Annotated in this window: 20 protein-coding genes; 6 read left to right on the top strand and 14 right to left on the bottom strand. The window is 71.1% G+C overall.

The annotated features are described in order from the left end of the window. Positions 1-36 precede the first annotated feature (36 nt). Positions 37-1,041 carry an AraC family transcriptional regulator gene (locus tag QYS60_RS04625; protein WP_289380551.1) on the top strand — a complete coding sequence of 335 codons (1,005 nt, stop codon included), beginning with the start codon at positions 37-39 and terminating at the stop codon, positions 1,039-1,041. Here QYS60_RS04625 and QYS60_RS04620 read toward each other — a convergent pair. Continuing rightward, the gene (locus QYS60_RS04620) at positions 1,007-1,669 is read right to left on the bottom strand and encodes a TetR/AcrR family transcriptional regulator (RefSeq protein ID WP_003938243.1); all 663 of its coding nucleotides are present in this window, start codon (positions 1,667-1,669) and stop codon (positions 1,007-1,009) included. The two genes, QYS60_RS04625 and QYS60_RS04620, sit on opposite strands and share 35 nt — an antisense overlap. Positions 1,670-1,758: 89 nt before the next feature. Between QYS60_RS04620 and treZ the strand changes: the two genes are divergently transcribed. Beyond that, positions 1,759-3,531 carry a malto-oligosyltrehalose trehalohydrolase gene (gene treZ / locus QYS60_RS04615; RefSeq protein ID WP_371382542.1) on the top strand — a complete coding sequence of 591 codons (1,773 nt, stop codon included), beginning with the start codon at positions 1,759-1,761 and terminating at the stop codon, positions 3,529-3,531. Here the strand turns inward: treZ and QYS60_RS04610 are convergent. Continuing rightward, positions 3,503-5,026, bottom strand: coding sequence for an MFS transporter (locus tag QYS60_RS04610; protein ID WP_371382541.1), 1,524 nt, complete (start codon positions 5,024-5,026; stop codon positions 3,503-3,505). The genes treZ and QYS60_RS04610 overlap by 29 nt on opposite strands. A gap of 94 nt (positions 5,027-5,120) precedes the next feature. Between QYS60_RS04610 and QYS60_RS04605 the strand changes: the two genes are divergently transcribed. Together QYS60_RS04605 and QYS60_RS04600 are read left to right on the top strand one after the other, a co-directional pair. Beyond that, entirely contained in the window at positions 5,121-5,657 is a 537-nt protein-coding gene (locus QYS60_RS04605) for a TetR/AcrR family transcriptional regulator (protein ID WP_003938240.1), read from the top strand. 80 nt (positions 5,658-5,737) lie between these two features. Next, a complete protein-coding gene (locus QYS60_RS04600) occupies positions 5,738-6,019 on the top strand; it encodes a hypothetical protein (RefSeq protein WP_003938239.1) in 282 nt (93 codons plus the stop codon). Positions 6,020-6,077: 58 nt separating this feature from the next. Here QYS60_RS04600 and ilvA read toward each other — a convergent pair whose 3' ends face one another. Next, on the bottom strand, positions 6,078-7,400 hold the full coding sequence (gene ilvA / locus QYS60_RS04595; RefSeq protein WP_289380566.1) for a threonine ammonia-lyase IlvA: 1,323 nt from the start codon (positions 7,398-7,400) through the stop codon (positions 6,078-6,080). A gap of 115 nt (positions 7,401-7,515) precedes the next feature. Continuing rightward, positions 7,516-7,950, bottom strand: coding sequence for a nitroreductase family deazaflavin-dependent oxidoreductase (locus tag QYS60_RS04590; RefSeq protein WP_289382375.1), 435 nt, complete (start codon positions 7,948-7,950; stop codon positions 7,516-7,518). Positions 7,951-8,109: 159 nt separating this feature from the next. On the opposite strand from QYS60_RS04590, the gene QYS60_RS04585 reads away from it, so the two are divergent. Continuing rightward, entirely contained in the window at positions 8,110-8,337 is a 228-nt protein-coding gene (locus tag QYS60_RS04585; RefSeq protein ID WP_003938236.1) for a hypothetical protein, read from the top strand. 21 nt (positions 8,338-8,358) lie between these two features. Here the strand turns inward: QYS60_RS04585 and dnaE are convergent, their stop codons facing one another. The 7 genes from dnaE to lspA form a co-directional block, all read right to left on the bottom strand. Then, entirely contained in the window at positions 8,359-11,895 is a 3,537-nt protein-coding gene (gene dnaE / locus QYS60_RS04580; protein WP_289382376.1) for a DNA polymerase III subunit alpha, read from the bottom strand. 101 nt (positions 11,896-11,996) lie between these two features. Continuing rightward, positions 11,997-12,920 (bottom strand): EamA family transporter RarD, encoded by a 924-nt coding sequence (gene rarD / locus QYS60_RS04575; RefSeq protein ID WP_371382540.1) that lies wholly within the window; start codon positions 12,918-12,920, stop codon positions 11,997-11,999. Between the two features lie 55 nt (positions 12,921-12,975). Then, positions 12,976-13,539: a LemA family protein gene (locus tag QYS60_RS04570; RefSeq protein ID WP_003938233.1), complete on the bottom strand. Its 564-nt coding sequence runs from the start codon at positions 13,537-13,539 to the stop codon at positions 12,976-12,978. Positions 13,540-13,604: 65 nt separating this feature from the next. Then, on the bottom strand, positions 13,605-15,380 hold the full coding sequence (locus QYS60_RS04565; RefSeq protein WP_371382539.1) for a DUF2207 domain-containing protein: 1,776 nt from the start codon (positions 15,378-15,380) through the stop codon (positions 13,605-13,607). A gap of 46 nt (positions 15,381-15,426) precedes the next feature. Further along, complete coding sequence (locus QYS60_RS04560; RefSeq protein ID WP_371382538.1) at positions 15,427-16,065, bottom strand: hypothetical protein; 639 nt, start codon at positions 16,063-16,065, stop codon at positions 15,427-15,429. A gap of 2 nt (positions 16,066-16,067) precedes the next feature. Then, complete coding sequence (locus tag QYS60_RS04555) at positions 16,068-16,976, bottom strand: RluA family pseudouridine synthase (RefSeq protein ID WP_193788833.1); 909 nt, start codon at positions 16,974-16,976, stop codon at positions 16,068-16,070. 14 nt (positions 16,977-16,990) lie between these two features. Next, positions 16,991-17,623, bottom strand: coding sequence for a signal peptidase II (gene lspA / locus QYS60_RS04550; RefSeq protein ID WP_054374650.1), 633 nt, complete (start codon positions 17,621-17,623; stop codon positions 16,991-16,993). Between the two features lie 48 nt (positions 17,624-17,671). Between lspA and QYS60_RS04545 the strand changes: the two genes are divergently transcribed. Continuing rightward, positions 17,672-18,616, top strand: a complete 945-nt coding sequence (locus QYS60_RS04545) for a hypothetical protein (RefSeq protein ID WP_371382536.1) — start codon at positions 17,672-17,674, stop codon at positions 18,614-18,616. Between the two features lie 63 nt (positions 18,617-18,679). On the opposite strand, the gene QYS60_RS04540 is transcribed toward QYS60_RS04545, so the two are convergent. The 3 genes from QYS60_RS04540 to ileS form a co-directional block, all read right to left on the bottom strand. Beyond that, positions 18,680-19,228, bottom strand: a complete 549-nt coding sequence (locus tag QYS60_RS04540; RefSeq protein WP_003938226.1) for a hypothetical protein — start codon at positions 19,226-19,228, stop codon at positions 18,680-18,682. A 92-nt stretch (positions 19,229-19,320) separates the two neighbouring features. Continuing rightward, positions 19,321-20,664, bottom strand: coding sequence for a DNA polymerase IV (locus QYS60_RS04535; RefSeq protein WP_289380325.1), 1,344 nt, complete (start codon positions 20,662-20,664; stop codon positions 19,321-19,323). A gap of 88 nt (positions 20,665-20,752) precedes the next feature. Next, on the bottom strand, positions 20,753-23,905 hold the full coding sequence (gene ileS, locus QYS60_RS04530; protein ID WP_289380328.1) for an isoleucine--tRNA ligase: 3,153 nt from the start codon (positions 23,903-23,905) through the stop codon (positions 20,753-20,755). Between the last annotated feature and the right edge of the window lie 85 nt (positions 23,906-23,990).

The following is a 23,990-nucleotide window of genomic DNA, read 5'->3' as shown; positions in this document are numbered from 1 at the left end:
TGTCCGGCGCGCGCACGACCCGACGAGGAGGTCACGGTGGCAGCGGAGTACGAGGTGCAGTTCACGACGACGGGCCGGGTGCCGGCGCGCGACCGCGCCGAGTTCTGGACCGACCACGTGCGGTTCAACCACGGCACCCTGGACTATTCGTTCCCCCACCCGGACGAGCGTTCGCCGGCCGGCTTCGCCGGAGCCACACACGTGCAGCGCTGCGGCGGTCACCAGCTCGTCGAGTTCTGGTCCGATCGCATCACCTACGCGCGGACCGCCCGGCACGTCCGCGGGGACGACGACCGGAGCATGCGCCTGTTCGTGCCGAAATCCGGCGCGCTCACCGTCACCCACGACGGGCACGCACTGCCGGTGCCCGTCGGGCACGCGGCCCTGGTGTCGATGGCCCGCCCGTTCGAGCTGGTCCATCGCGCCCGGGCCCGCGCGTGGGTGCTCACCGTCCCCGAGGGCTGCCTGCCCGACCGGGCGGTCGCCGACGGGCCGAGTGTGCTCGACCTGCGCCGCGGCGTCGGGGCGGTGGCGGGGACCATGACACGGGCGCTGGCCCGCGAACGCACGTCGTTGTCCGGTCCCGCCTTCGTCGCGATCAGTGCCCGGGTGATCGAGCTCGTGTCCCTCGCCCTGACCGACACCCACGGTCACATCCGGCCCGGTGGCCTGCAAGCGGTCGCCGCGGCGGCCCATGCCTACGTCGACGAACGTTCGGACGACCCGGACCTGACCCCGGCGTCGATGGCACGCGACCTGGGCTGGTCGCTGCGCCAACTGCAGCTCGCGTTGCGAGCGGCCGGCACCACCCCTGCCGAGCTGCTCCGCAACCGCCGACTGGACCGCGCCCGCAGCCGACTCGAGGACCCGCGCTGGAACGCGGTGTCCGTGGGGGGAATTGCCTTCGCGTCCGGATTCGGTTCGCTCGGTGCGTTCGGCACGGCCTTCCGAGCCCGTTTCGGGACCACCCCGAAGGCGGTGCGGGCCGCCGGTCCCGCGGCCGCGCTCAACGCAGCAGCGTCGCCCGCAGTGTCGCCGTGAGCCACGCCCGGTATTCGTCCACGTCCCAGCCGCAGTCGCGGCGCAGCAGCGCATGCACCTGCGGAGAACCCAGCGTGTAGAACACGTGCGCCGCGTGCTCGACACTCACGTCGTCGCGCAGCAATCCGTGCCGGCGCAGCCCCTCCGCGATGGTGCGCGCGTTGTCCGCGGTCGCGCGCGCGTCCTCGTCGGCGAACCGGCGCATGTCCGGGTCCGCGCCCGAGGACTCGACCGAGGTCATCAGCAGCCCGCCGGCCCGCTCGAGCAGGTCGGCGCCGTAGCGGACGACCTGCTCGACGATGCGTTCGGCGTCCGAGCCCGCGGTTCCGGAGGCTCCGCGTCCCGGGCGTGGCTCCCGGCCCGACCCGGGCTCGTCGTCGGCCGCGGACCCACCCGTGACCGCGGCGTCGAGCGCCTCCCGGAACAGTTCGGACTTGCCGCCGGGGAACGCCGTGAAGACCGTGCGCACCGCCACCCCGGCCGTCTCCGCGATCTGCCTGACCGTGGTGCTGACGTATCCGCGGTCGACGAAGAGCCGGGCGGCGGCGTCGACGATCGTCGCGCGCGTCCGGCGCGCAGCCTCCTCACGCAGCGGCGAACTGTAGGCCCTCTTGGCATGCTGGGACATCGATCTCAGCTTATCAGCATCGGTTGCATCGGAACTGCAGCCGATTCTGGAGGTCTGCAGCGGCAGCGGCGACCGGGCATGCTGTTCGGGTGCACACCTTCGAGGTCTGGGCTCCGACCCCGCAATCCGTCCGGCTCCATGTCGACGGCACCGTCCACCCCATGCGCCGGGACGACCGCGGGTGGTGGCGCGCCGAGGTCGACGCCTCCCCCGGCGCTCGGTACGGCTTTCTCCTCGACGAGGACGAGACCGTGTTGCCGGACCCGCGCTCTCCGCGGCAACCGGACGGGGTGCACGGATTGTCCCAGCTGCACTCGGTCGACGAGCACGCCTGGACCGACACGTCGTGGACGGGCCGGCAACTCGCCGGCGGGGTGGTGTACGAGCTGCACGTGGGGACCTTCACCGACGAAGGCACCTTCGATGCCGCCGTCGCCCGGCTCGACGACCTCGTCGAGCTCGGCATCGACCTGGTCGAACTGATGCCGGTCAACGCCTTCAACGGCACCCGCGGGTGGGGCTACGACGGTGTGCTCTGGTACGCGGTGCACGAGCCCTACGGCGGCCCGGACGGCCTGCAACGCTTCGTCGACGCCGCCCACGCCCGCGGCCTCGGGGTGATCCTGGACGTGGTGTACAACCATCTCGGACCGTCCGGAAACTACCTGGACCGCTACGGGCCGTACCTGTCCGGTGGGCAGGGCACGTGGGGCGCCTCGGTCAACCTCGACGGCCCGGACTCCGGCGAGGTGCGCCGCTACATCCTCGACAACGCCCTGCGCTGGATGCGGGAGTTCCACATCGACGGACTGCGCCTGGACGCGGTGCACGCTCTCGTCGACCACACCGCCGTGCACCTGCTCGAGGAGCTGGCCGTCGCGACGTACCGGATGTCGGCGCATCTGGGCCGTCCGCTCAGCCTGATCGCGGAGAGCGATCTGAACGATCCGAAGATGATCTCGCCCCGCGCCGCCGGCGGTTACGGCCTGCAGGCGCAGTGGGACGACGACATCCACCACGCCGTGCACGCCGCCGTCTCCGGTGAACGACAGGGCTACTACGGCGATTTCGGTTCGCTCGACTGCCTCGCCCGCACCCTGCGGCACGGGTTCTTCCACGCCGGCACCTATTCGAGCTTCCGCGGGCGCACCCACGGGCGGCCGCTCGACGCCGGACGCATCCCGGCGAGCTCCCTGCTGGCCTACACGTGCACCCACGACCAGGTCGGCAACCGGGCGGTCGGCGACCGGCCCGGTCACTACCTCGACCCCGGTCAGCTGGCCGTCAAGGCCGCGCTGGTGCTGACCTCCCCGTTCACCCCCATGTTGTTCATGGGCGAGGAGTGGGACGCGAGCTCACCGTTCCAGTACTTCACCTCCCACCCGGAACCCGAGTTGGCCCGGGCCACCGCCGAGGGACGTCGGCGCGAGTTCGCCGAGCACGGGTGGGACGCCCAGGACGTCCCCGACCCGCAGGACCCGGAGACGTTCCGGCGGTCGACGCTGAACTGGGCCGAGCGGACCGAACCGGCCCGTGCCCGGGTGCTCGAGTGCTACCGGCAGCTCCTGGCGCTGCGTCGCGAACGCGCCGAGCTGACCGATCCGTGGCTCGAGCACCTGCACGTCGACTACGACGAGGACGAGCGCTGGATCGTGCTGCACCGCGGCAGCCTGCGGGTGGCGTGCAACCTCGGACCCGACCCGGTCACCGTGCCCTTCGGCGGGGCTCCCCTGGTGTGGTGGGAGCCGGTGGTGGTCAACCGGACCGGGTCCGCAACCCTCGTGCCCGGGCACTCGTTCGTCGTTCTCGACGCCGCCCTCGCACCGCCGGGGGTCAGCGCGGGCGCAGCATCCGCAGGGTGAGCAGGGCAGTGGCCGCCAGAATCACCGCCGTGGCGGCCGCGGCACCGTGGGTGCCCGCGACGAACGCGGACCGCGCCGACTCGAGTAGGATCTCCGCCTCGGCCGCCGGAAGGCGGCCGGCCGCGGCGACCGCGCCGCCGAGGGTGTCGAACTCGTGGCCCGCACCCGGGACACCGAGCCGGGACCGGTAGACGGCGGTGACGACGCTGCCGAGGACCGCGACACCGAGGGCGATACCGAGCTCGTACGCCGTCTCCGACACCGCGGACGCGGCGCCGGCCCGGTCCGCCGGGGCGGCCCCGACGACCAGGTCGGTGGTGAGCGTCAGCGCGATGCCGACGCCCACGCCGATGAGGACGAAACCGGCGACGAACACGCCGGCTCCGTGCTCGGTGTCCAGCGCCAGCAGCACGGCGGCGCCCACGGCCGCGACGGCCAGGGCACCCGACAGGACGGTCCCCACCGGCAGGCGCCGCACGAGCCAGGCCGCACCGAGTGCGGACAGGGCGCTGGTCGCGGTGCCGGGGAGCATCAGCAGACCCGCCTCCAGCGGTCCGACTCCGAGGACCAGCTGCAGGTACTGGGAACCGAAGAACAGCACCCCGGCGAGGGCGAAGATCGACAGTAGATTGGTCGCGACGGCGGCCGAGAACTCCCGGCGCCGGAACAGCGTGAGGTCGAGCAGCGGATCCGTCGCGATCCGCTGGCGGTAGACGAACGCGACGGCCGCCGTCAGGCCACCGCCGAGTGCGACCAGCGCCGCACTGTGGGGGCCGTGCAGCGCGGTTTCCTTGACCGCGTAGACGATCGGCACCACGGCCAGCAGGGACAGGGCGGCCCCCGGCAGGTCGAAGCGGCCCGGGTGCGGATCCCGTGATTCCGGGACGAGGAACGGTGCGGCGACCACGAGGACCGCCATGATCGGAAGGTTGATCAGAAACACCGACCCCCACCAGAAGTGCTCGAGCAGCCAGCCGCCGACGAGCGGGCCGGCGGCGGCCCCGCCGCCGGCCATCGCGCCCCACACGCCGATGGCGACGGTCCGCTCGCGCGGATCGGTGAACATGTGCCGGATGAGTCCGAGGGTGGCCGGCATGAGGGTGGCGCCCGAGACGCCCTGCAGTGCCCGCGCCACGATCAGCAGCTCGGGGCTCGGCGCCCACGCCGCGAGGACCGAGGCCGCGGCGAACCCGACGGCACCGACCAGCAGGAGCCGGCGTCGGCCGACCCGGTCGCCGAGCACACCCATCGTCACCAGCAGACCGGCCACGGCGAACGAGTACACGTCGATGATCCACAGCAGCTGGACCCCGCTCGGGGCCAGATCGGCGCTGAGGAAGGGCAGGGCGAGGTCGAGAACGGTCGCGTCGACCGCGATCAGCAGCACGGCGCCTGCGAGAACCACCAGGCCCGCCCAGGTGCGTGCACCGGCCGGCGCACGCTCGGTGCCCGCGTTCGCCGGGGAAACCGGCGGTATCTGCCCGGTGTTCGTCATCCTTCGTTCCTCCACACTGAACCGTCCAGCCGGTACACCAATACGGTAGCACCAACCGTCCGGACGGTACAAAGACGGACGGTAGGATCGGGCCATGGCCTCCGACACACGCGACCGGATCCTCGACGCCCTCGAACGCACCCTCGTCGACGTGGGGGTGGCCCAGGTGACGCTCGAGGGCGTCGCGGCGGCTGCCGGGGTGTCGAAAGGTGGTCTGCTGTACCATTTCCCGACCAAGGAGGCGATGCTCGCCGCCATGGTGCGGCGCCTCGGCGAACGCGGCGACGCCCGGCTCGCCGACGCCGTCGCCGGCGGTACCCCGGTCGCGGAGTGGTACCTGGCCGACCCGGACGAGACCGGGGACTCGGCGGAGATGGACCTGTTCCGGTCCACGGTGGCCGCGCTGCGCAGCGCCGACGGCCGGCACGACGACGTGCACCGGGCGGTCGTCGAGGTGCTGCGGTCGTGGGACGAGGGGCTGCGCGCGGAGATCGACGACCCGGTCACCGCCGAGATCGTGCGCCTCGTCGGCGACGGCATCTACCTGGGCGCGATGCTCGGTCTGCCCAAGCCCGACCCGGAACTGCACCGGCGGGTCGTCGCCCGGCTCCTGGGGACGAAAAACCCTTGATTATCGCCGACCGGCGCGAGTACGGTCAAGAGCAGTCGGGGAATCTTCCTGCACACACACGCTTCTCGGGGTGTATCGCCATGAAACTCCGGACTGCCACCGTCGGCGCCCTCCTCGCCGCCACCCTCACCCTCGCCCCGGCCGGAGTCGCGGCCGCGGCGCCCACCGACGCCCCCGCTCCGATCGGGATCACCTGGCAGCAGACCGATCACCGCAACGACTGGGACCGCCGCAACGACTGGGACCGCCGCGACCGCCACGACCGCCGTGACCACGATCGCGGCTGGGAACGGAACTGGTGGGGTCCACCCGCTCCGTGCTGGTGGTTCGGCCCCTGGCTGGTCTGCGCTCCCTGGCGCTGAGCGGCCGCCGCGGACCTCGGCGGGGGGAAGGCACTCCCCCGCCGGGATCCCGTGCGGCTCAGGTCAGGTAGCGGTAGGCCGGCGAACCTGGCTCGAGCCGCTGCGCCTCGATCGGCGAGACGTCCATCCGCGCCAGCAGCGACGTCAGACCGTCGGCCGTGCCGAGTTCGATGCCGACCAGCGCCGCACCGAACTCCCGGTTGTTGCGCTTGACGTACTCGAACAGGGTGATGTCGTCGTCGGGCCCGAGCACCTCGTCGAGGAACCGCCGCAGCGCCCCCGGTTCCTGAGGGAAGTCCACCAGGAAGTAGTGCTTGAGACCGCGGTGCACCAGCGAGCGCTCGATGACCTCCCCGTAGCGGGAGACATCGTTGTTGCCCCCCGAGATCAGGCACACCACCGTCGCACCCGGCGCGACGGTCATCCCCTCGAGCGCGGCGACGGACAGGGCCCCCGCGGGCTCGGCGATGATGCCCTCGTTCTGATACAGGTCGAGCATCGCCGTGCACACGGCGCCCTCGTCGACCTGGGTCATCCCGAACGGCCCGGTACCCAGTCCGTCGTTGCGCAGCGCCGCGACCAGCGGCAGGTTCGCATGGGAGACGATCTCGGGGCCGAGCCGGGAGACGACGGCGTACGGCACGTCGCCGACCCGTTTCACGGCGGCACCGTCGACGAACGGATCCACCTCCGGGAGGGTCACCGGTCCGCCCGCGACGAGGGCAGCGGTCATCGACGCCGCCCCGGCCGGCTCCACCCCGACGATCGAGGTGTGCGGCGACTTCTCGTGCAGGTACGCCGCGATGCCGGCCAGGCAGCCACCACCGCCGACCGGAACCAGCACCACGTCCGGCGCCGCCGGTAGCTGGTCGAGCATCTCCCGGGCGATGGTGCCCTGACCCGCCGCGGTGCGGGCGTCGTCGAACGGCGCGACCATCGTCGCGCCGGTACGCGCGACATCGTCCGCCGCGGCCGCCGCGGCCGCGTCGAAGGTGTCACCCGTCGGGATGAGCTCGACGAACGCCCCGCCGTGCGCACGGATCCGGTCCCGCTTCTGCTTCGGGGTCCGGGTGGGCACGTAGATCCGGCCCCGCACCCCCATCGCCCGGCACGAGTAGGCCACGCCCTGCGCGTGATTGCCGGCGCTGGCCGTCACCACACCCGCCTCGCGTTCCGCCGGAGAGAGCTGCGCCATGACGTTGTAGGCGCCGCGCAGCTTGTAGGAGCGCACGCGGGTGAGATCCTCGCGCTTGAGGTAGACGTTCGCTCCGGTGAGGGCGGAGAGCCGCTCGCTGTACTCGAGGGGTGTGGGAGCGACGACCGCGGAAATTCGCTCCGCCGCGGCATCGATGTCGGCCACGCTCAGGGCGGGCAGGTGCATCGGATCAGCGGTTCGCGAAGTCGTGGTCACCTGTCCATGCTGCCACTACCCACCCGGAACCCCCAACGCGGGTTTCGCCACTGCGCCCGCGCCCCCCGCCCCCGGATCCCGCGCGCTACCGGGGTTCCAGGACGAAGACCGGGATCTCCCGATCCGTCTTCTTCTGGTACTCGGCGTAGTCGGGGAACGCCTCGACCGCCCGCCGCCACCACAGGTCCTTCTCCTCGCCGTGGACCTCGCGGGCGGTCATGTCCCGGACCGTCGGCCCGTCACGCAGTTCGACGTGCGGATCCGCCAGGACGTTGAAGTACCAGACCGGATGCTTCGGGGCACCACCGAGCGAGGCGACCACCGCGTAGACGCCGTCGTGCTCGACCCGCATCAGCGGGGTCTTACGCAGCTTGCCGCTCTTCGCTCCGCGGCTGGTCAGCACGACCACCGGGCGGCCGTTCAGGGTCGTACCCTCGGTGCCGCCGGAACTCTCGTACAGCGCCACCTGGTCGGCGGCCCACTGGGACGGACTCGGTTCGTATTCTCCGGTGAGAGGCATGGCCCCAAGTCAACACCGCCGCGCACGGGGCCGCAGCGGACCCGGCGGATCCGTCCCTCCGAGTCGGACGTCACCACCCGACGAGCAAAGTTCGGTGGCCCGAACACATGTCTGCGAGTAGCCTGGTGAACGGATTCCCCGAGGCGCACGGAGGTCGAGATGACGACGACGGATTCGCCCACTCGCGTCCGCCGCCGGCCCGCGTCCGTCGACGTCGCCGGAACCGCATGGCCGCTGTACAAGCTCGAGGCGCTCGTCGCGGCCGTCCTGGTGCTGCTGACGCTGTTCGCGATCACCGCCGACGCGCAGACCGCCGTGCTCGCCGCCGCCGGCACCGCCACCGTCGTGTGGTGGGCCCGCCTGCTGCACTACCGCCGCGAGCCCTGACCGCACCGTCCCCGGCGCGGGTCAGATCGCCAGGCAGGCCGGTCCGAGCAGGGCCTTGAGATCACCCATCAGCGCCGACGACGGCTCCACCCGCAGGCTGTCGTCCACCTTCAGCACGGTCACCTTGCTGCCGGAAACCAACCGCACGTGCACATCCGAGGTACCCGGGTGGCGGGTGAGCACGCTCTTGAGCGCACCCACCTTGTCGGGCGTGCACAACCGGGTGGGCATCGACACCGACAGCGGCTTGGCCACCCCCACCTGAGACAGGTCGGGTACGGCGAGATCGTTGGCGATCAACGAGATCCGGTCGTCACGGACCGACACCCGGGCCTTGACCAACACCACGGAGTCCTCGACGACGTCCATGCCGTACACGGAGTAGGACTGCGGGAAGAACAGCACCTCGATCCCGCCGGCGAGGTCCTCGAGCTGGGCCGACGCCCACGTCAGGCCGTTCTTGTTGATGCGGCGGTTCACCGAGGCCAGGATGCCGCCCACGGTGACCTGGGCGCCGTCCTTGATCGCGCCCTCGAGGATGGTCGGGATCGCGGTGTCCGCCTGCTGGGCGAGGACGTGCTCGACGCCGTTGAGCGGATGCCCGGACACGTACAGGCCCAGCATCTCCCGCTCGAGGGCGAGCTTGTGCTTGGTGTCCCACTCCTCCTCGGGGATCTTCACGTTGAACACCGAGGCCACCGACTCGTCGGCGTCCGCGCCGCCGAACAGGTCGAACTGCCCGATCGCCTCGGCCTTCTTGGTGCCCATCACCGCGTCGATCGCGTCGGCGTGCACCAGCATCAGGCCCTTGCGGGGATGGCCGAGCGAGTCGAAACCGCCGGCCTTGATGAGCGACTCGGTGACCTTCTTCGAGCACGCGAGCGCGTCGATCTTGTTGAGGTAGTCGGAGAAGTCGGTGAACCGGCCCTTCTCCTCCCGCGCGCGGATGATGGACGCGACGACGTTGGAGCCCACGTTGCGCACCGCGCCGAGGCCGAAGCGGATGTCCTCCCCCACCGACGCGAAGTCCACCCGCGACTCGTTGACGTCCGGCGGCAGCACCGTGATCCCCATCTTGCGGCAGTCCGACAGGTAGACCGCGGCCTTGTCCTTGTCGTCGCCGACCGACGTGAGCAGGCCAGCCATGTACTCGGCCGGGTAGTTGGCCTTGAGGTAGGCCGTCCAGAAGGAGACCAGGCCGTACCCGGCGGCATGCGACTTGTTGAATGCGTACCCGGCGAAGGGCAGGATCGTGTCCCACAGTGCCTTGATCGCCGGCTTGGAGAAGCCGTTGGCGAGCATGCCCTCCTCGAAGCCCTCGAACTCGGCGGCGAGGACCTCGGCCTTCTTCTTGCCCATCGCGCGCCGCAGGATGTCGGCTCGTCCGAGGGAGTAACCGGCCACCTTCTGAGCGATCTGCATGATCTGCTCCTGGTAGACGATCAGACCGTAGGTGTCGGCGAGGATGTCCTTCAGCGGTTCCTCGAGCTCGGGGTGGATCGGCTTGACCTCTTGCCGCCCGTTCTTGCGGTCGGCGTAGTCGTTGTGGGCGTTCATGCCCATCGGTCCGGGCCGGTACAGCGCGAGCACGGCGACGATGTCCTCGAACCCCGTCGGCTGCATGCGGCGCAGCAGATCCCGCATCGCGCTGCCGTCGAGCTGGAACACGCCCAGGGTGTCGCCGCGGGCCAGCAGTTCGTACGTGGGTGGATCCTCGAGCGGCAGCGTGTCCAGGTCGAGGTCGATGCCGCGGTTGTTCTTGATGTTCTCGATCGCGTCGCCGATGACGGTGAGGTTGCGCAGACCGAGGAAGTCCATCTTCAGCAGGCCGATGGCCTCGCACGACGGGTAGTCCCAACCGGTGATGATCGCGCCGTCCTGCGCCCGCTTCCACAGCGGGATGGCATCCATCAGCGGCTCGGACGACATGATCACCGCGCACGCGTGCACGCCCGCGTTGCGGATCAGGCCCTCGAGGCCCAGCGCGGTGTCGTAGATCTTCTTCACGTCAGGGTTGGACTCGATCAGCGCCCGGACCTCGGCGGCCTCCTTGTACCGCTCGTGGTTCGGGTCGGTGATGCCCGAGACCGGGATGTCCTTGGCCATGATCGGCGGCGGCAGCGCCTTGGTGATCTGATCGGCGATGGCGAATCCGGGCTGGCCGAACTGCACGCGGGCCGAGTCCTTGATCGCGGCCTTGGTCTTGATGGTGCCGAACGTGATCACCTGGGCGACACGGTCGGCCCCCCACCGTTCGGTGGCGTAACGCACCATCTCACCGCGGCGGCGGTCGTCGAAATCGATGTCGATATCGGGCATGGACACGCGCTCGGGGTTGAGGAACCGCTCGAACAGCAGACCGTGCGGGATCGGGTCGATGTTCGTGATGCCCATCGCGTAGGCGACGAGGGAGCCCGCGGCCGAACCGCGGCCGGGGCCGACGCGGATGCCGACCTCGCGAGCGTGGCTGATCAGGTCGCCGACGACGAGGAAGTAGGCCGGGAAGCCCATCTCGTTGATGACGCCGATCTCGTACTCGGCGCGGGTGAGGTACTCCTGCGGCACGCCGTCCGGGAATCGCCGGTCGAGCCCGCGCAGAACCTCCTCGCGCAGCCACGTCGCCTGCGTGTGTCCCTCGGGGACGGGGAAGATCGGCATCCGGTCCCGGTGCGTCCACACCTCCTTGTAGGACTGGACCCGCTCGGCGATCAGCAGCGTGTTGTCGCACGCGCCGGGCACCTCGCCGTCCCACAGTGCCCGCATCTCCGCGGCGGATTTGAGGTAGTAGCCGTCACCGTCGAACTTGAAGCGGGTCGGATCCGAGAGCGTCTTGCCGGTCTGGATGCACAGCAGGGCCTCGTGGTTCTCGGCGGCGTCCTTGGTGACGTAGTGGCAGTCGTTGGTCGCCAGCGGCGGGATGTCGAGCTTGCGGCCGATCTCGAGCAGGCCCTCACGGACCCGTCGCTCGATGGACAGGCCGTGGTCCATGAGTTCGAGGAAGAAGTTGTCCTTGCCCCAGATTTCCTGCCACTTCGCGGCCGCCTCGAGCGCCTCACGCTCGTGGCCCAGCCGCAGCCTGGTCTGGATCTCCCCGGACGGGCAGCCGGTGGTGGCGATGATGCCCTCGGCGTGGTGGGCGATGAGATCCTCGTCCATGCGGGCCCACTTGCCGAGCTGTCCCTCGATCGACGCGAGCGACGACAGCTTGAACAGATTGCGCAGCCCGGTGGCGTTCTCGGCGACCATCGTCATGTGCGTGTACGAGCCCGAGCCGGAGACGTCGTCGGACTTCTGGCTCGGATCGCCCCACTGCACGCGCTTGGTGCTGAACCGCGACTCGGGCGCGATGTAGGCCTCGATACCGATGATCGGCTTGATGCCCTGCTTCTCGGCGACGTTGTAGAACTCGCTGGCGCCGTACATGTTCCCGTGGTCGGTCATCCCGACCGCCGTCATCCCCAGCCGCTCGGCTTCCTTGAACAGGGGACCGACCTTTGCGGCTCCGTCGAGCATCGAATACTCGGTGTGGTTGTGCAGATGAACGAACGAGTCAGCCACGCGTGCCTCTCCCGGAAGGTCTGTGAGCACCCCGAGTGTAGGCCCCCGCGGCGACGGGATCGGACCGCCACACCGGCCCGGACGGCGTGTCGTGACCGGTGTTACTGCGGTGCACTCGAGGGGACCGGCTCGAGCGTCCCGCGAGCCCGGCGACCCCGGGCCACGGCGTCGGCGGTGAAGATCGCGAGCGCGATCCAGATCAGCCCGAACCCGATCCAGCGGGAGGCGGGCATGTCCTCGTGCAGGACCAGCACACCCCACGCCATCTGCAGGCTCGGGGTCAGGTACTGCAGCATGCCGAGGGTCACCAGGGGAACCCGCTGGGCGGCCGCGCCGAACAGCAGCAGCGGCAGTGCCGTGACGAGCCCGGCCGACACGAGCAGCAGCGAGTGCCCGGCGCCGTGACCGAGGAACGTACCGGTGCCGGTGACGGCGAGGAAGATCAGGTAGCCCGCCGCGAAGGGCACGGCGACGACGCCCTCCCCCGTCAGCGAGGTGCGCGGGTCGAGCGGCACGACCTTCTTGATCACCCCGTACAGGGCGAACGAGAAGGCGAGGGTGAGCGCGATGATCGGCGGCCGCCCGTAATCCACGGTGATCACCGCCACCGCGGCGGTCGCCAGGAGCAGCGCCGCGATCTGGGCGCGGCGCAGCCGCTCCCGGAAGAACAGCACCCCGAACAGCACGCTGACCAGCGGGTTGACGAAGTAGCCCAGCGCGGTCTCGACCACCCGGCCCGAGACCACGCCGTAGATGTAGGTGCCCCAGTTGACGGCGATGGCCGCGGACGCCGCCGCGACCAGCACCCACACCCGCACCCCCAGCCCCCGCAGCGAACCCATCCGGCCGAGGACGGCGAGCAGCAGCAGCATCGCCAGCAGCGTCCACAGCACCCGGTGCGCGAGGATCTCCACGGCTCCGGCGGGCTCGAGCAGGCCGAAGAACGCGGGGAACATTCCCCACGTCAGGTAGGCGCCGAGTCCGAACAGGATGCCGGCGTCGGGTCGCGATGCGGTGCTGCTCACCAGTCAACGGTAGGGCGCGCGGATGCGCCGGGGCGCGCCGGGTCGATCAGGTCGGTCAGAACGACACGGTCGGCGGCAGTTCCGTGCCCGCCGGGGCGGTGTAGAACTCGCGCTCGCGCACCCCCGCCGGGCCCGCGAAGAACATCCACGGGATGGTCTTCAGCGACGTGTTGAGCCGGCCTGCGGCGTCGTTGTAGTACTGGCGGGCGAAGGCGAGCTGGTCCTCGGTCTCACCCAGCTGACGCTGCAGGTCCAGGAAGTTGGCCGAGGCCTTCAGGTCCGGGTAGTTCTCGGCGACGGCGAGCACGTCGAACACCGCCTTCTCGAGACGCGCGTCGGCCTGCGCCTTCTCCGCCACCGTGCCACCGGAGGCGGCCCGCGACGCGGCGGTGCGTGCGGCGGTGACCTCCTCGAACACGCTCTTCTCGTGCGCCGCGTAACCCCGCACCGTCGACACGAGATTCGGCACCAGGTCGGCGCGCCGGCTCAGTTGCACGTCGATGCCGCCCAGGGCCTCCTGGGCCAGGACGTCGGCGCGGCGCAGCCGGTTGAACCCGACCACGAACACGGCAACGAGCACCACCACCAGCACGACGACGATCACGACTGCGGTCACCATGGGACCGCCCTCCTTCCGCTGCCCGGCACCGGTGCGGGCGCGCCGGTGTCTCGTTCACCACTCGGTCACCAGGAGCCGCCGCCCCCGCCACCACCACCGCCGCCACCGCCGCCGCCCGACGACGAGGACTGGGACGCGGTGTACGCACTGATCGACGACGACAGGGCCGACTCGAAACTGTCGAATCCTCCGGCCCCGGAGGCGAATCCGTGCACTCCGACCGGATACGGGTACCACGCCGGCACCGGCGGCTCCGTCCCGGTGACGGTGCGGTACTTCTCCGCCCACTTCTCGGCCACGCCGAAGGCGACCGCGTGCGGAATGTAGCGGGTGTAGAGGTCCTGTTCCGCCGAGAACCGGTAGCGGTCCTCGCTCGACGGTGTCACGAGCATGCGCCGGAACCCGCCGGCGCGCGACCACATCTCGCGGCCCTTCGCGGTGCGCCGGGTCCCGGCCTCCGGGCGCAGCAGTTCCCATCCGCCGAATACGAACGCCGCCGCCGGCAGGCCCCACATGCTCGGCCAGACCGGCACGGCGAACCCGACCACCGCGAGCACCAGCGCCAGCACCACCGCCGCCTTGCCGAGGCGCTCGCGCGTGGACGGGGCCACCAGGCCCTCGTTGCGGGCCCAGATCCGGCACTGCGACGCCAGCTCCGTCGTCGCCTTCGACAGCCGTTCCCCCGCCGACTTCGAGCCGTCGGCCCGCAGCACCGCCCCCGGGTACGAGATCTGCAGCGCGTCGCCGACCGCCCGGGTCACCGGATCGGTCGCCGCCCACGTGTCCGCGGAGGCGATACCCCGGACCTCCCACACCTCGGACTTCTTGCCGGTCCCGCCGGGGCGCAATTCGACCAGCCCCTCCTCGGCGGCGTACAGCAACGTGGCCGCGAGCGGTGCAGGTCCGGGGCGTTCGGAGGCGAGGTAGACGGTCTGCACCGGCCCGAAACCGTCGGGCGGCGCGTACAGCACCGGCAACCCCGGCTCGGGTTCGCGCGCCGTCCAGGCCCATCGCGCGGCGACCCCGAACGCGAGCAGGCTCAGCCCCGCGACCAGCGCCACGATCGGCGGCGACCGTCCGACGATCGGGTCCCAGGCGACCGACCAGGGCACCGTGCTCCGGGCCGGAGCGTCGAGCCCGAGCCCGATGCGCACGTTCACCGCGGTGCGGGGTGCGAGCCCGGTCACGTCGACGGACACGGTGTCGGTGCCGGCCCCGCCGAGGACGCAGGTCGCGCCCGGCGCCGCACATTCGACCACGCCCGACGGCGCGGGCAGCCGCACCGTGATGTCCGCCCGGTCGACGGCCATCTCCCACCCGCCGGGGACCACGCTCCAGTGGAAGACCGATCCGACCGGCGCCGCCGTTCCGGCGGCCGTGTCGAACGTGCCGGAAGCCGCGCCCGGCGGGTCGAGGACCCCGTCGGTCGTGTACTCGATGCGATAGGTGTGGGTGCCCGGCTCCAGGTACACGTCGGGGTTCCCGATCTTCGCGACGACGAATCGGCGGCCCTGCTCCCAGCTCGTCTCGTACGGCTCGGGCGCGCCGTCGCGTTCGACGGAGACGATCTCGGGGATGTGGCGCACGTGCGGGTCGGCGCCCGTGGTGACGTCCCAGTACCGGAAGATGCCGTGCCGGTCGGCCGGGAAGGCGACCGTGACGGTTTCGGTGGCGGTGAGCCCGCCGTCGGCGTCGACGGCGTAGTCGACGCTGTAGTTCGTGATCCGCGCCGGATCCGACGCCTCGGACGCCTCGCCGGTGTCGAGCCCGGCGAGCAGCGGCCACAGCAGACCGGCCGCGGCGAGCAGCGCCACCAGCAGGTACCCCAGAACCCGTGCCACGGCGTCACCGTACCCAGTGGCGACGCGCCTGTCCCGTCGATCGGGCTCAGGGCTCGCCGTCGTCCGGTCCCGGAGCGACGACGTCGACGTGCTCGGGCAGCAGGGGGTTCACCGAGAACGCCCCCGCGACGGCGTCCGGCGGCAGCAGTTCCACGCTCCGGACCTCGGGTGCCGCGGCGAGCCGAGACGCCTCCGCCGTCGCGACGCGGACGACGACGCCGACGACGCAGGCGCACCCGTCGGCGAGACGCCCGGCCGAGGCGGCTGCGACCCGCACGGCCCGGTCGTTGCCCATCGCCGACCGGAGCCGGCCCGCAGCGACGGCAGGGGCGCGCCGCAGCGCCTCCGGGTGCTCGGACACGTCGACCGCGACCAGCGGGGTCTGCACCCGATCGATCGGCACGCGGAACAGCACCTGCGCGACCCGCGGGTCCCCGGGCAACTCCGCCACCTGTTCGACCGTCACCGGCGGCGCGAACGACACCAGACCCCAGCGCGGGTCGGCGCCGGCGGGGTCGAGACTCGCCGCGGCCCGCGCGAGGTAGCCGGGAACCGGCTCGCCGTGGTCCGGACCGAGGGTGTCGGTGCGCACCGTCGCCGTCCGGGGCGGGGTGAGCAGTCCGGCCGCGAGTACCGCCGACGCCAGCACCGCTGTCGCCGCCACGGGCAGGAACGACCGCCGCACGGTCAGGCGCTGCGCAGCACGGCGAGCGCGTGCTCGAGGTCGGCCGGGTATTTGCTGGTGATCTCGATCCAGCGTCCGTCGGCCGGGTGCGCGAACCCGAGCGAGCGGGCGTGCAGCCACTGGCGTTCGAGGCCGAGCCGCTCCGCCAGGCGCGGGTCGGCGCCGTAGGTCAGATCCCCGCAGCAGGGGTGCCGCAGCGCCGAGAAGTGCACGCGGATCTGGTGGGTGCGGCCGGTCTCGAGGTGGATGTCGAGCAGGCTCGCGGCCTGGAAGGCTTCGACGGTGTCGTAGTGGGTGATGCTGGGCTTGCCGTCGGCGGTGACGGCGAACTTCCAGTCGCTGCTGCGGTGCCGGCCGATCGGCGCGTCGATCGTGCCGCTGCTCGGATCGGGGTGCCCCTGCACGAGGGCGTGGTAGCGCTTGTCGATGGTGCGCTGCTTGAACGCCCGCTTGAGCACCGTGTAGGCGCGCTCGGACGTCGCGACGACCATCACTCCGGAGGTGCCCACGTCGAGGCGGTGGACGATGCCCTGCCGTTCGTGGGCGCCGGAGGTGGAGATCCGGAACCCCGCTGCGGCCAGGCCGCCGATCACGGTCGGTCCGGTCCAGCCGACGCTCGCGTGCGCCGCGACGCCCACGGGCTTGTCCACCGCGACGATGTCGTCGTCCGCGTAGAGGATCTCCATGCCCTCGACCGGGGTCGCCTCGATGGTCAGCGGCCGGGGCGGCTCGGGCAGTTCCACCTCGAGCCACGAACCGGCGGACAGCCGGTCCGACTTTCCCGCCGCGGCGCCGTCGACCAGGACGGCACCCTCCTCGGTCAGGGCGGCGATCGCCGTGCGCGACAGGCCGAGCAGCCGTGCCAGACCCGCGTCGACCCGCATCCCGTCGAGCCCGTCGGGGACGGGCATCGCCCGGGTTTCTCTCACTGGTGTGCTTCCTTTCTGCTGCCGGCGGAGTCGGTCTTGCGTGAGCCGTCCGGTTCGATGCCGAAGACGGTCAGCGCGACGAGCAGGATCGCGCCGCAGACGATGGCGGAATCGGCGACGTTGAACACCGGCCACCAGCCGACGGACACGAAGTCGACGACATGTCCCTGCAGCGGACCCGGGGACCGGAAGATCCGGTCGACCAGATTACCGAGCGCTCCCCCGAGGACGAGCCCGAGTCCCAGGGCCCACCACCCCGACCGAAGCGTGCGGCCGATCCGGACCACCCCCACCACGACGGCGACCGCGACGAGGGTCAGCAGCCACGTCATGCCGGTGGCCATGGAGAAGGCGGCACCCGGGTTGCGCACCAGCGTCAACGTCACCGTGTCCCCGACGACGGAGATCGGGTCGCCCGGGTCGATGTAGTGGACCGCGAGGATCTTCGTGAGCAGGTCGAGGCCGAAGATCACCGCGGCGAGGGCGAGCAGCGCACTCAGCCGCCGGACCGGCACAGGGGCGTCCTTCCCCGGGGAGTCGGCCGTCGCCGACGCACTCGGTTCCGCGACGGTGTCGGGGTGGGCATCGTGCTCGGTGGGGTCGTCGGTCACCCTGCCATCATCCCCCATCGGAGGAGCACGACAGCCACCCCGCCCGCCGTGGCTACCCTGGGGTGCGTGCCTGTGCTGCCCAGATTCGCCCGCCCGAGGGCCCGCTCCCTCGGTGTGGCCCTGTCCCTGACCACCCTTCTCGCCGGGTGCGGCAACTCCGCCGACGGCGCGGCTCCCGCCTCGACGGCGACCTCCACGGAGGTCACGGTGCCTGTCGCCGCGGTCACCGCGGTGGTCCTGGATCCGGGGGCCGAGCCACGCAGCCGGATCCGTCTCACCCCGCCCGCCGGCACGAGCCAGCAGGTGGCGCTCACGACGTCCTCGCAGGTCTTCCAGTCGATCGGTGATCAGCCGGAGCAGGATTTCTCCACCCCCGAACTGACGTTGCCCCTCACCGCGACGGTGGGCGAAGCCGTGTCGGACACCTCGCCGAGCAGCCTGGTGGACCTGCGGATCGACGATGCGACGTCGCCGGACGCGGCCCTCGCCGCGGCCCTCGGTCCCGCCGAGGGCTCCGAGGCGGGACTGACGATGGCGCCGTCCGGGGCGGTGAGCGCGCTGCGGCTCGACCCCACCCCGGACTCCGCGGACATCGCCCGCTCCGCCATCGAGCAAGCCTTCTACCAGGCCGTGTACCGGATGGTGTCGTTCCCCGAGGAGGAGATCGGCGTGGGTGCGGTGTGGGAGATCCACCAGCAGGTGATGAGCGGGATGGCGCTCGATCAGGTCGCCACCGCGCGCCTGCTCGAACGGGACGGCGACCGCCTGACCGTGCAGCTGCGCATCACGCAGACCCCGCGAGAGTCCACCTGGGCTCTGCCGAACGGGTCCGGCCAGCTGAACATCGACCGGTACGAGATGACCGGCGAGGGCACGATGACCATCGACCTGGGCCGGCCGCTCCCGATCGCCGGGGATCTCACGGTGGGCGGCGAACAGGCCTACAGCGATCCGGCGGGCACCACGCGCCTGGCACAGAGTCTGGTGGACCGGGTGCGCTGGCAGTCCTGAGCGCTCACCGGAGACGACGGCGGCCGGGGCGGATCTCCACCCCGGCCGCCGTGTCGGTCTTCGTCAGGCGCAGGCGGGCGACTGCAGCTGAGCCGTCGCGACGATGGCGCAGGCGTTGTTCTTCGACAGCTTCCACACGCCGTCCTCGGCGACGAAGTCGACGGTGCCGACGGCGGGCTGCTGCGCACCGGCCAGCAGGGTCTCGATACCGGCGGTGACCGTGCCGTTCTGGTTGTCGTTGACGTCCAGGACGGTGATCTGCGCGCCGGCCTGCTTGGCGGCGGCGGCGACCTGGTCGATCAGTGCCGGATCCTGCTCGGCGCCCTGCACGAGGTCCACCTTCTCCTCGGCCGGGACGGTCTCGTCGAACGCCTTGGCCAGCATGGCGTTGAGATCCTCGACGGTCGGCACCGGCGGGTACTGCGCGACGGCCGTCGTGGTGCTGGTGGTGGTCTTCGCCGAGGTCGAGGTCGAGCTACCTCCGTCGTCCGAGCTGCAGGCGGACATCGTGAGGGCGGCGGCCACAGCCACCGTGGCGACAGTGATCTTGCGAAGCTTCAAGTTCTCGTCCTTCTCGTTCTCGATCGTGCACGGATACCGTGCTCGGTTCATCCAGCAGCGGATGCTCCACCGGGACAGCGGATCGCCCGTAAGCGTACCCGGCGGTAGTAAGAAGACCGTGAGAGCGGCGGGGGCACGCCCACTCACCCCAGGCCGGCGAGCGGATCGGCCTCGGACAGCGCGGGATCGTTCTCGTCGAGGGTGCGGGCCGGCCCCGGTCCGGTCGAGCGGGTCTCGAAGCGGACCGTCACCACGCCGTGTCCGGCGCCCTGCACCCAGCCGTGCCCGAATTCCGGATGGCGCACGTCCGTGCCGGGACGCCACCGCGGTCCTGCCACCGGCGCGGTCCGCTCCGGCCGGAGCTGCGGCGACGACTCCACCATGCCTTCCGGAGCCTGCTCGAGCTCGGGAAAAAGCGAGTCCTGCCGGATGCTGGACAACCCGGCGAGGCCGACACCGACGAGGCGGATCGCCCCGATCTCGAGCGGATCGAGCACGAGGCGCTGCGCCGCCGCCGTGAGCGTCGCCACGTCCTCGGTGGCGTACGGCAACGTCGACGAGCGGGTGAGGATGCTCATGTCGGCCTTGCGCAACTTGAGCACGACGGTCCGGGCGGCGCGACCGTCGCGCCGCAGCCGGCGGTGCGCCGCGGCCGCGGCGGTGGCGACGGCGCGTCGCAGTTCGGCGAGGGTGACGATGTCGGTCTGGTACGTCGTCTCGGCGCTGACCTGCTTGGCGTCGGCGCGTTCGACGACCGGCCGGTCGTCGTGGCCGCCGGCGAGCCGGTGCAGCGCAGGACCGACCGTCGCGCCCAGGATCGACGCGGCCTCCGCGACCGGGAGCGCCGCGAGGTCCCCGATCGTGTCGATCCCCAGCCGGCGCAGCCGCTCCTCCGACACCGGTCCGATCCCCCACAGCTTGCGCACGGGCAGACCGTGCAGCAGTGCCAGCTCCTCCTCCGGTCGCACGACCAGCGCCCCGTCGGGTTTGGCGAGGCCGGAGGCGATCTTGGCGATCTGTTTGCCGGAGCCGGCGCCGACGGACGCGACGAGACCGGTGCGGTCCCGCACCTGTTCACGCAGCCGCGCACAGAACGCCTCCACCTCCCGGTGCGTGGCGCCGGCGAGTTCGGCGGGCTCGGCGAACGCCTCGTCGAGCGACAGCGTCTCGAGCACGGGGATCTGTTCGCGCAGCACCTCGAACACGGTGTGACTGAGGGTCTGGTAGAGCACGCCGCGCGGCGGCAGCACCACCGCCGCGGGCCCCACCAGCCGGCGTGCGCGGCTCATCGGCATCGCCGACCGCGCCCCGAAGACCCGGGCCTCGTAACTGGCCCCGGCGACCACGCCGCGCGCGCCGAGACCGCCGACGAGCACCGGCCGGCCCCGAAGGGTCGGCCGGGTCAGTTGCTCGGCCGAGGCGAAGAACGCGTCGAGGTCCAGGTGCAGGACCCAGCGCCGAGCGCTGCGAGTCACCACTTCGGGCACACGAAGATCTTCGCCCCTCGCACCGACAGCGGGGCCGCACCGCCGTCGCGGAACCGTCGTCGCGGCTGTGCCCGCGCCGAGGTCACGCTCATGCCTTGACGATCGCCGCACGCACCCCTTCGCCGAGCTCGAGCGCCCCGTCGCCGGCGGGCGCCAGTTCGAAGCTGGTGGCCAGCACCTCCGAGGCGATGAGGTCGCGGTGCCGCACCGCCCAGTCCGCGCGGTCGGCCGGCACGTCGAACACCACGCCGATGCGGTCCGAGACCTCCAGGCCCAGATTGCGGCGCGCGTCCTGCAGTTCGCGGATCCGGTCCTTCGCCCAGCCCTCGGCCTCGAGCTCCTCGGTGACCGTGGAATCCAGCACCACCAGGCCGGCGCCGCCGGGCAGCGCGGCCGTCGACTCCGGCTCCGCCGCGACCAGGCGCGTCGTGTACTCCTCCGGCAGCAGGGCGATACCGGCGGCAGTGACGGTGCCGTCGTCCGCCTCCGACCAATCCCCCGCCTTGACCGCCTTGATGACCGTCTGCACATCCTTGCCGAGGCGTGGTCCGGCAGCCCGGGCGTTGACGACCAGCTCGAAGCGGCCGTGCACATCGACGTCGTCGGTCAGTTGGACCGACTTCACGTTCACCTCGTCCTGGACGAGGTCGGCGAACGGCTGCAGCCGGTGGGCGTCGGGGGCGGCCACGGTGACCTGCGGGAGCGGCAGCCGCACGCGCAGCTTCTGGGCCTTGCGCAGCGACAGCACCGTCGAGCACACCGCGCGGACCTCGTCCATCGACTCGACCAGGGCCGGGTCGGCCGGCAGCTCCCCGGCGGCCGGCCAGTCCGCCAGATGCACCGAGCGACCGCCGGTCAGGCCGCGCCAGATCACCTCGGTGACCAGCGGCAGCAGGGGAGCCGCCAGACGGCTGACGACCTCGAGCACGGTGTGCAGGGTGTCGATCGCGTCGGCGTCCTCGTCCCAGAACCGGCTGCGGGAGCGGCGCACGTACCAGTTGGTGAGGGCGTCGCTGAAGGTGCGCAGCTCGTCGCAGGCTCCGGCGATGTCGACCACCTCGAGGGCGTCGGTGACGACGTCGCGGGTGGCGGCGAGCTTGGCCAGGATGTACCGGTCGAGCACGTGCGGCGAGTCGGTGCGCCACGTGCCGGGCTCGGAGGCGTACAGCTGCAGGAAGCTCCATGCGTTCCACAGCGGCAGCAGCGCCTGCCGGACACCCTCGCGGATGCCCTGCTCGGTGACGACGAGGTTGCCGCCGCGCAGGATGGGCGAGGACATCAGGAACCACCGCATGGCGTCGGAGCCGTCGCGGGCGAAGACCTCGTTGACATCGGGGTAGTTGCCCTTGGACTTGCTCATCTTCAGCCCGTCGTCCCCGAGCACGATGCCGTGCGCCGCGACGGTCTTGAAGGCGGGCCGGTCGAACAGCGCGGTGGCCAGCACGTGCAGGGTGTAGAACCAGCCGCGGGTCTGACCGTTGTACTCGACGATGAAGTCGCCCGGGTAGTGGGAGTCGAACCACCCTTGATTCTCGAACGGGTAGTGCACCTGCGCGAACGGCATGGAGCCCGACTCGAACCAGCAGTCCAGCACCTCGGGGACGCGGCGCATCGTCGACGTTCCGGTCGGGTCGTCGGGGTTGGGGCGGGTCAGCTCGTCGATCATGGGCCGGTGCAGGTCGGCCGGGCGCACCCCGAAGTCGCGTTCGAGCTCGTCCAGGGAGCCGTAGACGTCGATCCGCGGGTAGGCCGGGTCGTCCGAGACCCACACCGGAATCGGGCTGCCCCAGTAGCGGTTCCGGCTGATGTTCCAGTCGCGGGCACCTTCGAGCCACTTGCCGAACTGTCCGTCGCGGATGTGCTCGGGCACCCAGGTGATCTGCTTGTTCAGCTCCACCATGCGGTCCCGGAACTGGGTGACGGCGACGAACCACGACGGCACCGCCATGTAGATCAGCGGTTGTCCGGACCGCCACGAGTGCGGGTAGGAGTGCTCGATCGTCTCGTGCCGCAACAGCTTTCCCGCGGCCTTGAGGTCCTTGATGATCACCGGGTTGGCGTCGAAGACCTGCAGCCCCTCGTAGGGCGGGACCATCGCGGTGAACTTCCCGCCCGGATCGAGCGGCTGCACCAGTTCGATGCCGTTGCGCTGGCAGTACTCCATGTCTTCCTCACCGAAAGCCGGTGCCAAATGCACGATTCCGGTGCCGGAGTCGGTGGTGACGTAGTCGGCGGCGAGGATCCGGTGGGCGTTCTCGCGGCCGACGAAGAAGTCGAACGGCGGCTCGTAGGCCAGGCCCACGAGGTCGGCGCCGGAGTAGCGGCCGAGCACCTCGGGTTCGTCACCGAGTTCGCGCGCGTAGTGACCGGCCCGGTCCTGCGCGAGGACGTAGGTCTTGCCGTCGGCGCCGCGCACGCCGATGTACTCGATGTCGGGATGCACCGCGATCGCAAGGTTGGACGGCAGGGTCCACGGCGTGGTGGTCCAGATCAGCGCGCACGCGCCGTCGAGCTCGGAGCCGGGGGCGCGCAGCACCATGTCCACGGTCACCGCCGGGTCCTGGCGCATCTTGTACGCGTCGTCGAGGCGGGTCTCCTGATTCGACAGCGGGGTCTGCTCGTACCACGAATAGGGCAGCACCCGGAAACCCTGGTAGATCAGGCCCTTGTCGTAGAGCTGCTTGAAGGCCCACATGACCGACTCCATGAAGTCCAGGTCCAGGGTCTTGTAGTCGTTGTCGAAGTCCACCCAGCGGGCCTGCCGGGTGACGTAGTCACGCCACTCCCCCGTGTACCGCAGCACCGACGTCTTGCAGTACGCGTTGAACTCGGCGAGCCCCATCGTGTCGATCTCGGACTTGTCCGTGATCCCGAGCTGCTTCTCCGCCTCGAGCTCGGCGGGCAGACCGTGGCAGTCCCAGCCGAAGCGCCGCTCGACCTTCTTCCCGCGCATCGTCTGGAAGCGCGGGATCAGGTCCTTGACGTAGCCGGTGAGCAGGTGGCCGTAGTGCGGCAGACCGTTCGCGAAGGGCGGGCCGTCGTAGAAGACGAACTCGTCGGCGCCGTCGCGGTTTGACACCGACGCCCGGAACGTGTCGTCCTCCGCCCACCGGTCGAGGACCTTCACCTCGAGCTCGGGGAAGTCGACGCCCGAATCCTTGGCGACCCCGTAGTCGACGAGCGGGTACTTGCCGGTCGGCGCGACCGGGGCCTGCGGGCTGTCGGGGGTGCTCTTCGTCACAGCGTGACTCCTCGTGCCTAGACGTGTCCGGCACGGGGACGATCACCGCGCACTGTGCGCCGGCAACCGCGGTACCACCCCGCTT

This window comes from Rhodococcus sp. GXMU-t2271 (assembly GCF_041414735.1).
GTDB classification, from domain to species: domain Bacteria; phylum Actinomycetota; class Actinomycetes; order Mycobacteriales; family Mycobacteriaceae; genus Rhodococcus; species Rhodococcus indonesiensis.
This window is presented reverse-complemented; position numbering and strand designations above follow the sequence as displayed.

Bases quoted from the DNA above. Each gene is read 5' to 3' on its own strand.
- QYS60_RS04555 (WP_193788833.1), bottom strand. From the start codon at position 16,976: ATGCCCGTCCCCGACGGGCTCGACGGGATGCGGGTCGACGCGGGTCTG.
- QYS60_RS04590 (WP_289382375.1), bottom strand. From the start codon at position 7,950: ATGCCTCTCACCGGAGAATACGAACCGAGTCCGTCCCAGTGGGCCGCC.
- QYS60_RS04620 (WP_003938243.1), bottom strand. From the start codon at position 1,669: ATGTCCCAGCATGCCAAGAGGGCCTACAGTTCGCCGCTGCGTGAGGAG.
- QYS60_RS04585 (WP_003938236.1), top strand. From the start codon at position 8,110: ATGACGACGACGGATTCGCCCACTCGCGTCCGCCGCCGGCCCGCGTCC.
- QYS60_RS04540 (WP_003938226.1), bottom strand. From the start codon at position 19,228: ATGAACCGAGCACGGTATCCGTGCACGATCGAGAACGAGAAGGACGAG.
- QYS60_RS04610 (WP_371382541.1), bottom strand. From the start codon at position 5,026: ATGACGAACACCGGGCAGATACCGCCGGTTTCCCCGGCGAACGCGGGC.
- QYS60_RS04570 (WP_003938233.1), bottom strand. From the start codon at position 13,539: ATGGTGACCGCAGTCGTGATCGTCGTCGTGCTGGTGGTGGTGCTCGTT.
- QYS60_RS04600 (WP_003938239.1), top strand. From the start codon at position 5,738: ATGAAACTCCGGACTGCCACCGTCGGCGCCCTCCTCGCCGCCACCCTC.
- QYS60_RS04605 (WP_003938240.1), top strand. From the start codon at position 5,121: ATGGCCTCCGACACACGCGACCGGATCCTCGACGCCCTCGAACGCACC.
- lspA (WP_054374650.1), bottom strand. From the start codon at position 17,623: ATGGGGGATGATGGCAGGGTGACCGACGACCCCACCGAGCACGATGCC.
- ilvA (WP_289380566.1), bottom strand. From the start codon at position 7,400: ATGCACCTGCCCGCCCTGAGCGTGGCCGACATCGATGCCGCGGCGGAG.